The sequence below is a fragment of the Nonomuraea sp. B208 genome (assembly GCF_057536035.1).
Map to the genome: position 1 here is coordinate 14114 of NZ_BAAJOU010000014.1, position 13510 is coordinate 27623.

Consider the following 13510-nt stretch of genomic DNA (forward strand, 5'->3'; position numbering starts at 1 on the left):
CCATGCCGCGCCTGGCGCGTGGCAGCAGCTTCGGAGAGTCTTCCTTGACCTGGTCGCTCAGCCGTGCTCTCGCAAGTCGGATGACGTTCACCGCGATCATCGCGTTGCTCGGTCCCCTCGCCCTGCCCCCGTCCGCGGTCGCCGCGCCCGCGGCGTCACCGTCCCCCACGGGTGGAGCGGCGCCCACCGCCTCCAAAGCCAGGATCATCGACCTCGGCCCCCTCAACAGCAACATGGGCGTCGTCACGGCGATGAACAACAAGGGCGAGGTCGCCGCGGCTCCCTGGGAGCCCACCAACGGGGGCGGCAGAGCCGCCCTGTACAGCGCCGGATCCGTCGTCGACGTCCACGCGAGCCTCGGCGCCGACGTGCGCTCCAGCGTCGCCATGGACGTCAACGACGACGGCACCGTGGTCGGCACCTTCGACGGCCGTCCGTCCTTCCTCTTCAAGAACGGCAAGGCCACCCGCATCGAACCGGGCCTGGCCAGGGCCATCAACAACAAGGGGCAGGTCGTCGGCCCCGACTGGATCCGCGACCCGGACGGCTCCGTACTGAGACTCTCGGCGTACAAAGACCAGAGGGTGGATGCCTCCTCGCTGAACGAGCGCGGGCAGGTCGCCGGCGGCATGGACACGAACACCGACAAGTACGACAAAAAGTACCGCGCCTTCCGCACCAGGCCCGGCGAGCCTATCGACGTCAAGCGGGACCGCTTGGAGTACAAGGACTCCACCGTGGCCTTCGACATCAACGACCGCGGTCAGGTCGCCGGCTACGGGACGGACGAGAACGGCGGTTACGTCCCCCTCATCTGGGATGAGAACGGCAGGGCTCAGCCGATGGACACACCCTTCGGCGGCATGGTGGATGCGATCAACAACACCGGCATCGGCGTGGGAAGGATGTACGACAAACAAGGCTGGCTCCATGCCGGCCTGTTCGAGAACAATGTCGGAATCTACCTGCACACCATGGTGCCGGGCTGGACCCTGAAGAGGGCCACCGACATCAACGACCTCGGCCAGATCACCGGCGTCGGGATACCTCCGGGAGACAGCCTCGACCACGCCTTCCTGCTCGACCTCGGGGACGCCGACCCCGTCATCCACTCGCTCACCTTCGCGACGCAGATCTACCCGTCCGTGGAGTGGGTCGAGGTGCCGGAGGCGGAGACGATCGACGGCAACCGGGTCCGCGTCTCCGTCTCGATCTTCAACCCCGGTGACCGCCCCGTGTCCACACGGCTTCGCCTGGTCGAGGAGGTGTCCGGAAAGGTTCTGCCCGGCGGGGAGATCGACGAGATCCTCGATCCTCGAGAGTCCGTCACGGAAGAGGTGATCTGGGACACCGCGGGCTTCGCCTGGCACAAGGGCGAGGTGGAGTCGCGGCGAAAAGTGACCGCGACGCTCGTCGCCGGTGGCTTCGTCCACAGCAGACTCACCGAGTCCTACGAGGTCCGGCCCAAACCCGTGGCCCTGGTGCACGGCTACATGAGTGACGCGCAGAAGGCATGGGGCACGTATCCGGCGCTCATGAAGAGAGTGAGTCCCCTGCTGGAGGGGTACGCGGTCGGCGACGGGAGAATTCCCGGCGAACTCCACACCGGTAACGCGTCGAACCCCTTCGAACGCACCAGGACCCTCAGGGACAACGCTGTGCAGGAGGCGGTCTACATCGAGGCCCTGCGCAGGGGGACGGGCGCTTTCCACGTCGACGTCGTCGCCCACTCCATGGGCGGATTGATCACCCGGCAGTACATCCAGACCGAGATGCCCGACTCGCCGGACGGCAAGCCGGTGGTGAGCCGGATGATCCAGCTCGGCACCCCCAACAGGGGGTCGCCCTGTGCGGACAGGCTCATGGATCTGGCGTTGTGGAACTATCCCATCCCCTTCATGCCGGCCACGCAGCAGGTGAGCGTGCCGTACGTGGACGAGATCTTCAATCGCAAGGTCGCCGACCTCAAGGGAGTCACGGCCTCCAACCTCGTGGGCGTGGGCCGGCCCGTGCCCTGTTACCTCCCCTGGCAGGACGCCGAGGACGGCGACCGGTACGTCCCGGAGTCGAGCGCCCAGTTCACCTACACCGACATCCCCTACACCCAGACCGCTCACACGGAAATGACCGAATCGTGGCAGGACTTCCACGACTACGTCGTCCCGAGGCTCTCGTCGACGCTGGTGAACACCGGCAATCCGGGTGGCGTGGAGTCGCTGCGCAAGGGCATCGCCGCGCGGCCCGGGACGGAGGCCGGCGCCGATGCGGCTTCGACGTTCGCCGCGCCCTCGGTCAAGGTGGAGGCGGGCAAGACGGCGACCGTGCCGCTGGAGGTCCCGGCGGGCACGGGGTTCGGGGTCACCGGAGCGTTGCCGCCGACCGTCGGGCTGCTGCTGCGCGACCCGTCCGGGAAGCCGGCCGCGCAGTACGACGCCGGCAGCGAGGACGCCGAGCAGCCCATCCAGGGGCTGAGCGTTTCCAGGCCGACGGCGGGCCAGTGGAAGCTGGAGATCACGAATACGGCCGCAGGACCGGTCGAGGCGGCCCTGGTCGCCTGGGTCGCGGGGAACCCGGTGAAGGTGGCGGTCGAGTCCCGGCAGTCGTCGGAAGACGGCCGCGCGCGGGTGAAGGCCACCGTCACCGATGACGGGAAGCCGGTCGCCGGGGCCGACGTGCGGGCCGTCCTGATGGACGAGGACTCCGGCCGCCACGAGGTGACCCTGAAGGACGACGGAGGAAGCGATGACGGCGCGGCCGGCGACGGTGTCTACGGCGCCGCGACCGACCCGCTCCCGGACGGCGGGTACAGCGTCGGCGTCCGGGCCGACACGCCCGCCGGCATGCGCACCGCGCAAGACGCCGTCAAGATCCAGAAGGCCGACACGCGCGAGTTCGAGTTGGAGCTGTCGGCGCAGCCGGGTGGCTCGGTGACCGCGTCGCCGGCGCAGGATGCCTATCGCGCCGGGACCACGGTGACGGTGACCGCCACCGCCGAGGCCGGGCGCATCCCCCTGGGATGGATCGTCGACGGCGGGGAGCGGCCCCCCGGGACGCTGACGATCACCATGGACCGCGCCCACACGGTGGTGGCCAAGTTCGGCTCCTACACCGTGACCGAGCTGGGCGCGTTGCCCGGCTACAAGGCCGATCAGACCAAGGCGGTCGCGCTCAACGACCGTGGTCAGGTCGCCGCCACCGTGGAGAGCTACATCGGGCACGAGGACGACCGGGCTGTGCGCTGGGAGGCCGGTGTGTTCACCGACCTGGGCGGCCTGTCGTGCGAGGGTTCGGGCAAGGCCCGCTGCCCGTCGGGCGCCACGGGCATCAACGAGGCCGGCGACGTGTCCGGCTGGGCTCACAAGTGGGAGGACAACGGGTCCTGGCGGCATGCGGTGGTCTATCGCGGCGGTTCGATCACGGACCTGCACCCGGGGCACGACTCGTCGCCCAACAGCGGAGCTGCGGACCTGAACGACAGTGGTCAGGTGTTCGGCTGGACAGACAGGTGGAACAGGAATGCCGACCACGTGATGTGGACCAATGGGACCGCCAAGCAATTGCCGGCGACGCCGCCGTACGGGGCGTACTCCGCCCTCCAGGGCGGGAGCGACCGTATCAACGGCAAGGGCGCCGTCGCGGGCGCGTACGTGACGGCACGGGACGGCATCGGCATCCCCGTGAGGTGGCAACCTGCCCTCTTCCAGAACGGCGTGACCACGCCGCTCGAGCTTCCGGAGTGCGAGTACCAGAGCGGCAGCGCGCACGACGTCAACGCCACGGGCCTGGTGGTCGGCCAGGCGACCTGCAGCACGCGTGAGGAGAGCACCACGCGCGCCTTCGCCTGGAAGGACGGGCAGCGCACGGACCTCGGCCAAGGCATAGCCCTGGCCGTCAACGACCACGGTCTGGTGGCCGGCTTCACCGGTGCGCCGAAGACCGACATACCGACCCTTTGGCTGGATGGGCGGCGTTACACCCTGGAGGACCTGCTTCCCCTGCCGAAGTGTGCCCATCAGAACGACCCGTGCATGACCGTGACGTCGCTGTGGGATGTCAGCTCCTCGGGCCAGATCCTGGCACGGGGCGTCGTCAGCGGGGAGTCCGGCCGGGAGGAGCGGTCGCTCCTGCTGACTCCGTCCACCGCCCGTGCGGATCTGAAGGTGACCCACACGGTCTCGTCGGCCGAGCCCGGTCCGGGTGCGACCGTCACGTGGACCAGCACGGTGACGAACAAGGGGCCCGATCCCGCGACCGACGTCCGGCTGGACGTGCTCGTCCCTCCGGCCGCGGGAACGGCGGCGTGCGAGACCTCACGGGGCCTGTGCACCGCTCTCAAGGGCGGGGGCGGGTTCCGCAACAAGGTCAAGGTTCTGGAGCCGGGCTGGAGCGCCACCGTCACGGTGACCGCCACGATCCCCTCCGGCACCGCCGAAGGCACCGAACTCGCGACGCGGGCCGGCGCCTCCAGCCTCGCGGTCACCGACCCCGAGCTCGGTGACAACCAGGCCGAGGCCACGGCCACGGTCCTGCACGCGCTGAACCGCTCAGGAATCAACTTCGCCGATCCCGTCCGGGTGGGCGCGACCAGCGCATACCCGGTGGAGGTGACGTTGACCAACCGCAGCGGCGGGTCCATGCCCGTCACGGCCGTCGCCGTCGAGGGCCCCTTCCGGCAGACCAACGACTGCCCGGTGCAGCTTGAGCCGGGGCACAAGTGCACGATGGGGGTGACGTTCGCTCCGACCCAGGTGGGAGCGGCGAGCGGGAAACTCACCATCACCACTGACGGCGACCAGCCGTCCTATGTGGTGACCCTGTACGGCCAGGGCATCGTGGCCAACAACGCCCCCGTCGTCGAAACCCCGGACACCACGACCCCGCTGCGGGGTGAGGTGGGCAAGCCGTTCACCCTGAGCGTGCCGTTCGCCGACGCCGACCCCACCGACACCCATACCGCGGTGGTGGAGTGGGGCGACGAATCCGTCGTCAAGGCCCAGGTGACCCCGAAGGCCGGCGGCGGTGGCGGCACCGTCACCGCGACCAGGACCTTCGACGAACCGTTCGTGGGCATCGCGATGATCGGAGTCATCGACAGCAAGGGCGACAGAACCGACAGCGGCGGCATCGCCTACGTCATCGACGACGAACCGGCCGCCAACACCGCGCCGGTGGTGGCCGCGGGCGGAGACGTGAAGCTGACGGTGAACGAGAAGCTGCACCGGGTGGTGTCCTTCTCCGACCCCGATTCCACCTCCTGGACGGCGGCGGTGGACTACGGCGACGGCGCGGGGCCGGTGCCGGTGACCCCCGACGGGCAGAAGATCACCCTGGAGCACCAGTGGGCCACGGCCGGGACCTACGCGGTCACGGTGACGGTCCGCGACAATGGCGGCCTGCAGACCTCGGCGAACTTCACCGCCACGGTCGTCCCCGCGCAGACGCCGAACCAGGCGCCTCAGGTGCAGCTGTCCGGGCCCGGCACGATCACGGAGGGGGCCGCGTGGACCGGTGAGGCGACCGTCACCGACCCGGACTCGGCCGCCTGGAGCGCGAGCGTCGACCACGGCGACGGCACCGGACCCCAGGCGCTGCCCGTGGAGGGCGAGCAGCTCGGGCTGAAGCACGTGTTCGCCGACGACGGCGAGCGTACGGTCACGGTGACGGTCACCGACGACAAGGGCGCCACCGGCACCGCACAGCTGAAGGTCCAGGCCGCCAACGCCGCCCCCGAGGTGAAACTGGAGGAACCGGCCGCCGGCACCGTCGTCGCGGTGGGCGCCCCGATCGCGCTGAAGGCGTCCTTCACCGACCAGGGCACCGCCGACACCCACACGGCCACGTGGACCATCGACGGCCAGACGGTGGACGCGGCGGTGGCAGAGCACGAGGGCAAGGGCACGGTCACCCGTACGCACACCTTCACCAAGGCCGGGCGTCACCCGATCGCGGTGACGGTCACCGACGACGACGGCGCCACCACCACGGTGGACACAGCCGGGGGTGACAAGGCGTACGTGATCGTGTACGACCCGGCCGGCTCGCTGGTGGGCGCGGGGGTGGTGGCCTCGCCGGGCGGCTCCTGCAAGCTGAGTTCCGCCTGCGACAGGGCGGGCGCGGCGGCGTTCGCCGTCGCCGCCGGTTACCCGCGCAAGACGGCCACACCCGTCGGCGAGCTGAGCTACCAGGCTCCGGGGTTCCATCTCCGTGACACCACCTGCACGGTGCTCGCGGCCGGGGGCGGCAAGGCGATCCTGCGGGGCAACGGGAGAGTCAACGGCACCACGGACGTCACGTTCGAGATCACAGCCGTCGACTCCGGCAAGCCGTTCGACCGCACCGACCAGCTCAGGCTGAGGGCGTGGCGCAAGAACGGCGAGCTGGTCTACGACAACCAGCGCACCGGCCCGCCGCCGACCGTGACCGGCATCGTCCGCATCAGCGGCCGGAACTGACAGTCCCGCGGGCTTCCGCCCATCCGGGTGGAAGCCCGCGGGCACCTGCCCCGCCCCATCGCCGCTCTCGGAGACCACGAAGACCCCGCCGGGCAGACCCGCCGGGGTCTTCGTGATGTGGTGAGGGTCGCGCCGCAGCGTGCTCGCCTATGCGAGAAAGCCGCCGTCGACGTTGAGTACGGCCCCGGTGATGTAGGAGGCGGAGGGACCGGCGAGGAACGCGATCGGGGCCGCGATCTCCTCGGGGCGGGCGTAACGGCCGAGGGCGATGCCCGGGAGGAACCCGGGCGCGTACACGCCGTCGGCGGGGTTCATGTCGGTGTCGGCGCAGCCGACCTGGACGACGTTGGCGGTGATGCCCCTGGGCGCGAGGTCCCGCGCCACCGCCCTGGTGTAGGCCGCCGCGGCGCCCTTGGTCGTGGCGTAGTCCGCGACGCCCGGCCATCCGGCGCGCATGCTGACCACGGAGCCGACCGTGATGATCCGGCCGCCGTTCTCCATCACCCTGGTCGCGGCGCGGATGGTCGCGACCACGCCGCTGTAGTTGACCGCCTCCTGGTGGGCGTACGCGGCGGCGTCGCCGGCGGGTCCGTCGACCGGGCCCAGCACGAAGACGGCGGCGTTGTTCACCAGGATGTCGAGCCGGCCGAAGCGCTCCACGACCGCGCCGATCAGTGTCTCCACCTGGCGAGGGTCGGCCTGGTCGGCCCTGAACGCCGCCGCGCGCACGCCCCTGGCCTGGAGCTCGCCCACCACCGCCGCGGCCTTGCCGGCCGAGGTCGTGTAGCTGACGGCCACGTCCGCGCCGTCGTCGGCGAGCGCGCGGGCCGTCGCTGCGCCGATGCCGCGCGATCCACCGGTGACCAGCGCGACCTTGCCTGTGAGTCCGTTCATGCTGCTGCTGCCTTTCTCCCGGTCCGCTCGCGGGAGGCTGGTTCCTACGGTGGTGTCGGGGACGGGAAAGCCGGGCGCCGACTCGGCGCCCGGCTTCCTCCGGCCGGTTCAGGGGCGCTCTGGCCGGGCCGGGAAGGACCCGAGGTGGTCGAGGACCACCGCCGCGAGGTCGCCGATCGAGCGGCCCTGCAGGAACACCGCGGTCGGCAGGGTGACGTCGAGGTCGAGCGTGACGCGGTTGCGCAACTGGACCGCCATCAGGGAGTCGAGGCCCAGCCGGTGCAGGCGCTGCGCCGGGCCGACCTGCTCCCGGGGAAGCTGGACGATGTCCGCGATCTGGGCGCAGAGATAGGCCGTGACGAGGCGTGCCGCGGCTGCGGCGTCGTGCTCGGCGAGCATGCCGCGGGTCAGCCGGGATGCGTCGGCGGCGTCCGGTGCAGAGTCCGCCACGAGTTCGCCGAAGAGAGAGGAGGAGCGCAGGGCGGGGAAGTAGTGCGTCCACATGACGGGGTCGAAGGACATGACGCCCGCCTGGGAGGGCGGGTCCGTGAGCAGGCGCTCGAGGGCCGTCAGGGCGTCTGCGGGATCGAACCCGGCGAAACCGCGCTCGTCCAGGCGGAGGTCCTTGCCGGCCTTGGCGACCTGTCCAGTGCCGCTCCACTGCCCCCAGTTGACGCTGAGGGCGGGCAGGTTGTTCGCCCGCCGATGCCATGCCAGCCCGTCGAGGTAGGCGTTGGCGGCGGAGTAGTTGCCCTGGCCCGGCGAACCGATCAGGGAGGCCGCGGAGGAATAGAGGAGGAAGAAGTCGAGGGGCAGGTCACGGGTGAGCTCGTGCAGGTTCCACGACCCGTCGACCTTGGGCGGTATCGGGGTGAAGAAGCGGGTGCGGTCGAGTTGCGCGAGCGTCCCGTCGTCGAGGACGACGGCGGAGTTGACGACTCCGCGCAGAGGCGGCATGCTCCGGCCGATCTCGTCGAGCAGGCCGGCCAGCCGAGCCCGGGAGGTGATGTCGGTCGCGGCGAGGTGGACGCGCACGCCCTCGTCCGTCATCGCGGCGATCCGATCGGCGGCCTCGGCCGGCGCGCCGGTCCGGCCCACGAGTACGAGGTGGCGGGCGCCGTGCCGGACGAGCCATTCGGCGGTGAGCAGACCGACGCCGCCGAACCCGCCGGCGACGAGGTAGGTCGCGTCGGAGCGGACGGGGACCGGACGCGCGGCGGGCAGCGGCCGGTGCCGGAGCCGCGCGGCGTACCTGCGGCCGCCCCGCAGGGCGATCTCGGTCTCCGCCCCGTCGGCGCTGATCTCGGCGTGCAGGGCGCGAAGCTCGTCGGGGCCCGGGTCCGAGGAGAGGTCGACCATCGAGCAGCGCAGCTCGGGGTGCTCGTAGGGGACCACGCGGCCGAGGCCCCATACGGCCGTCTGCCCGGGGTCGACGTCGCCGGTCCCGTTCGGGGCCTGCGCGGCGGTGGTGACCAGCCAGAGGCGGGAAGCGGGTTGCAGGCCGAAGGTGGTCATGGCCCTGACCAGGCACAGCACGTCGAAAGAGCTCTCCAGGGAGCCCGTTCCCCAGCTGGGGGCGTCCGCGGCGGCCAGGTGCACGAACGCCTTCGGCGGCCAGAGGCCGTCGAGCTCCCGCTGCTCGACGAGCCTCTTCCAGTCGGCTTCCGACGCGGGATCCAGCTGGTAGTGGTCGGGGCCGAGTCGCCGGTAGCCGTCGCCCGGCTGCACCAGGACGGTGTGACCCCCGCGGGCGGCGAGAGTGGCGCGCAGCCGGGCCCCGAGGGCGGAGCCGTCGGCCACGACCAGCCAGTTCTCCCGCTCCGCCGCCGGGCCGGTGAGCGGTTCCAGCTCCGTCCACTCCACCCCGTGCAGCAGCCGCCGCGCCTTCTGCTCGGCGACCTCGGGCGGATCCGTGACCAGCCTCCTGAGCCGGAAGCCCTCGACGGTCGCGAGCGGCCGGCCGGTCTCGTCACCGATCAGGACGTCGAACTCGACCAGGTCGTCGTCGAGCGGCGCGGACGTCCGCACGGCACGCGACCACAGGCGGCGGCCCGCCTCCGGCCGGGCGTGCACGCGGCAGCGCGCGGTGCGCACCGGCAGGTAGGTGTCCCGCGCGGCGCCGGTGTCGCCGAGCAGGGTCATCACCGGCTGGAGGGCCGAGTCCAGCAACGCCGGATGGAAGACGTAGCGTTCCAGGTCGCCCACGATGTCGTCGTGCACGGTGAGCTCGGCGGCGACGGCTCCATCGGCCCGGCGGAGGGCGGCCACGCCCGCGAACGGCCCCGTCTGCTCGATGCCACGATCACGCTGGGCCGCGTAGTGCGCGGCCACGTCGACCGGCTCGCAGTGACCGGTGAGGTCGGGGACGTCGGCCACGCCGTCCCGCGAGTCAGGCGGGCACGGGCGCAGCAGCGCGGCGGCGAGCCGAATCCACTGCGCGGGCCCGCCGGGGGAGGAGCCGGGTTCGGCGGCGAAGCACGCCCAGCGGCGGCTCCCGTCCTCGGCCGCCGCGTCCAGGCGGGCCTGCAGGCGGCGGGGGGTGCCGGCGGTCAGGAACAGCGCGCGTTCCATGAGCAGGTCCTCCACCTGGAAGGGCTGGTCGGGATAGGCGTCCTGGCCCGACGCGAGAGCGAGCTCGTGGTAGGTCGTGCCGGACAGCATCGGCATCCCGTGCACGCGGTGGTCGTTCAGGTAGGGCAGCCGATCGAGGTCGAGTTCGAGCTCCCACAGCAGGTGGTCGTCGGGCGCCAGCCGCAGCGGCGTGCCGGTGATCGGGTGGCCGGTGCGGTCCTGGCCGGCGGGCCCACGTGCGGCCCGTGCCGGGTCGGCGTGTCTCCAGTGGCGCCGGTGCTGCCACGGGTAGCCCGGCAGGGCGACGTGGTGCGGGCCGTAGGGCTGCATCAGGGCGAAGTCCACCTTGCGGCCGGTGACGTACAGCTCGGCCGCGGCCTCCAGCAGGGCGGTACGGCCGGGCGTGTCACGGGTGAGGGCGGTGACCACGATCCCGTCCCGGCCGGTGTGGCGCAGGTTCTGCCGGACCGCCCTGGCCAGCAGGGGATGAGGGCTGAACTCGACGAAGGTGTCGAACCCCGCCTCGGCCAGCTGCTGGACGGCGTCGGCGAACAGCACCGGCTCGCGCAGGTTGTCGACCCAGTAGGCGGCGTCCATGTCCCCTCCCGGCAGGAAGCGGCCGGTGACCGTGGAGCACAGCGGGATGTCGCCCTCTCGGGGCCGCAGGGGGGCGAGAAGCTCAAGGAGGGGCTCGCGCAGCGGGTCCATCTGCGGGCTGTGCGAGGCGAAGTCCACCTGCACCCGCCTGCCGAACACGCCCTCGGCGTCCAGGTCGCGCAGGATGGCGTCGATCTCCCGCGGCTCGCCGGCGAGCACGCACGAGGTGGGGCTGTTGCTCACCCCCACCACCACCCTGCCGCCGTACCCGGCCACCCGCTCCCGGGCGCGCTCGTACGGCAACTCGACGGCGGCCATCGCGCCGTGCCCACCGGCGATGGCGCGGGCGAGCCGGCTGCGGCCGCAGATGATCCGGGCGGCGTCGTCGAGGTCGAGGATCCCGGCCACGTGCGCGGCGGCCACCTCGCCCATCGAGTGCCCGATCACCGCGTCGGGTTCGAAGCCCCAGGAGCGCCACAGGCGGGCGAGCGCCACCTGCACCGCGAAGATGACCGGCTGGGCCACGTCCGCCCTCGTCAGCCGGGAGGTCTGCGGAGCCGCGGTGAGCTCGTCGGTCAGCGACCAGTCGACGTACGACCGCATGGCGCGCTCGCACGAGGCGATCGTCTCGGCGAAGACCGGTTCGCTGTCGAGCAGGTCACGGCCCATGCCGGCCCACTGCGCCCCCTGCCCGGGGAACACCCAGGCGGTCCGGCGCCGCTCCGCCGTCCGACCGGTCTCGGTCTCGCCGCTGTACGTCCCGTCCGAGGGGCCGTCCGCGGCGAAGGCGTCCAGCCTGGCGGCGGCCTCCTCCCGGGTGCCCGCGACCACCGCGCACCGGAAGTCGTGGTGGGTGCGCCGTACGCCGGCCGCGGCGGCGACCTGCTCCAGCGGCGTGGAGCCGGTACGCAGCAGGTCGCGGTAGCGTCCGGCCAGGGCGGCCAGCGCCTCCGGATTGCGCGCGGACAGCGGCAACAGGACCGGGCGGTCGTCGCCTTCGGCGGGCGCCTGAGAGGTGGCCGGCGGCTCCTCCACGACGATGTGGGCGTTGGTGCCGGTGATGCCGAAGCTGCTGACCCCGGCCCGCCGAGGGCCGGGCCCCTCCGGCCACGGCCGGCCCGTGTCGCAGACCCGCACCCGCAGGCGGTCCCAATCGATCGCGGGATTGGGGGTGGTGAAGTTGAGGCTGGCCGGGAGCCAGCCGTGCTTGACGCACAGCACGCTCTTGATCAGACCGGTCACACCGGCCGCGCCCTCGGTGTGGCCGAGGTTGGTCTTGACCGAGCCGACCAGGAGCGGCCGATCGGCCGGCCGGCCCCGGCCGAGGACCGCGTCCAGAGCGGTGATCTCCACCGGGTCGCCGGCGCTGGTGCCGGTCCCGTGCGCCTCCACGTACGCGACGCTCAGCGGGTCCACCCCCGCGTCGCGGTAGGCCGCCTTCAGCCCGGCCGACTGCCCGGCGATCTGGGGGGCCATGAAGCTCTCCCCGTGGCCGTCGTTGCTGGCGGCGCCGCCACGCACCAGGGCATGGATCCGATCGCCGTCGGCCAGCGCCCGCGTGAGGGTCTTCAGCACGACGACTCCCGCCCCCTCGCTGCGGACGTAGCCGTCGGCGCGGGCGTCGAAGGTCTTGCACTGGCCGTCCGGCGCCATCATCGACCCCTGCGAGAACCCGATCGCGTGGTCGGGGGTGAGGATGAGGTTGACCCCGCCCGCGAAGGCCAGGTCGCATGATCCGGCGCGCAGTGACTGCACGGCGAGCTGGATGGCCACCAGTGAGGAGGAGCAGGCCGCGTCGAGGGCCACGCTCATGCCCGACAGGTTCAGGGCGTAGGAGATGCGACCGGCGTTGCCGCCGCGGGTGCTGCCCGTGACCGTGTGGACGTCCAGCTTGTCGGGAACACCCGACTGCCGGTCCCAGTAGTCGCTGGTGATGACGCCGGTGAAGACCGCCCCGGTCAGGCCGGGCATCTCGTCGAGCGTGAGGCCGGCGTCCTCGAACGCCTCCCAGGCCACCTCCATCATCATGCGGTGCTGCGGATCCATGGCCGCGGCTTCTCGCGGCGAGATGCCGAAGAACTCCGCATCGAACTGGTCGACGCCGGTGACGAACCCGCCGTAGCGGGACGACAGCTTCCCCGAGGTGCCGGGAACCGGGTGGTAGACCTCCTCGACGGGGAACCGGTCCGGGGGGACCTCGGTGATCATGTTCTCCCCGCGGCGGAGCAGCTCCCACAGCTCCTGCGGGGAACGGGCGCCGGGCAGCCGGCAGGCCATGCCGATCACGGCGATCGGTTCGGAAACGGGCTGAGCTGCGCCGATCGAAGTCATCCTGGAGGCCCCTTTGTTGCTGGTGACGGAAAGCTGAGGAGTCCACGGGCGCACACCTGAAGGCGGCGCGGTCATGGAGAGCACGGGGTGGGGGGCGAGGCGAGCCTGTCGTGCCGCCGAGCGATGCGCCGACGGAGGTCTCTCCCCTGGAGCAGTCCTCCGGGCACGGACCACGATGCCCGCCGGCACAGGGAAACGGCTTGGGGCTCTTGCGGACAAGCAGATGACCTTGTCAGCGGCTGGGCGCACATGGGGACAGGCACGTCACGGTGCTGCTGCGCGGGGAGTCCGGAGGCCCGGCCCGCCCGGCGCCGCCGGCAAACGAATCCCAGGATGCCCAAGGACGACAAGCGAATCGTGAGCGCGGCGGCTCAGCCTGACGGGGTCTCAACCGATCGGCTCGGCACCTCGGACCGAGCCGTTTCACAAGGAGAGTGACGATGCCCTTCATCGAGCCGGGACTGAGCCTCAACCACAACGAGACCGTCCTGTGGGACGACCGCCCCCAGGACGACGCAACGCCCGGCCTGATCATGAATCACAACGAGACCGTCGTGACGGACACTCCGGGCCTGAGCCTCAACCACAACGAGACCGTCCTCGCCTGACCCGCATGTAGCAGTCCGAGGCGGGCGGGCCGGCGCTCCGGCGCGAACGCCCCCGCC

At 71.7% G+C, this 13510-nt stretch carries 4 protein-coding genes; 2 read left to right on the top strand and 2 right to left on the bottom strand.

The features are described 5' to 3' along the window. Nucleotides 1-80 precede the first annotated feature (80 nt). Nucleotides 81-6452 (top strand): PKD domain-containing protein, encoded by a 6372-nt coding sequence (locus AC27IY_RS10765; protein ID WP_487177830.1) that lies wholly within the window; start codon nucleotides 81-83, stop codon nucleotides 6450-6452. A 147-nt stretch (nucleotides 6453-6599) separates the two neighbouring features. Here AC27IY_RS10765 and AC27IY_RS10770 read toward each other — a convergent pair whose 3' ends face one another. Both AC27IY_RS10770 and AC27IY_RS10775 read right to left on the bottom strand, forming a co-directional pair. Beyond that, complete coding sequence (locus AC27IY_RS10770; protein ID WP_487177831.1) at nucleotides 6600-7346, bottom strand: SDR family NAD(P)-dependent oxidoreductase; 747 nt, start codon at nucleotides 7344-7346, stop codon at nucleotides 6600-6602. A 108-nt stretch (nucleotides 7347-7454) separates the two neighbouring features. Further along, nucleotides 7455-12845: a type I polyketide synthase gene (locus AC27IY_RS10775; RefSeq protein ID WP_487177832.1), complete on the bottom strand. Its 5391-nt coding sequence runs from the start codon at nucleotides 12843-12845 to the stop codon at nucleotides 7455-7457. A gap of 440 nt (nucleotides 12846-13285) precedes the next feature. On the opposite strand from AC27IY_RS10775, the gene AC27IY_RS10780 reads away from it, so the two are divergent. Next, nucleotides 13286-13453 (top strand): hypothetical protein, encoded by a 168-nt coding sequence (locus AC27IY_RS10780; RefSeq protein ID WP_487177833.1) that lies wholly within the window; start codon nucleotides 13286-13288, stop codon nucleotides 13451-13453. Nucleotides 13454-13510: the final 57 nt, after the last annotated feature.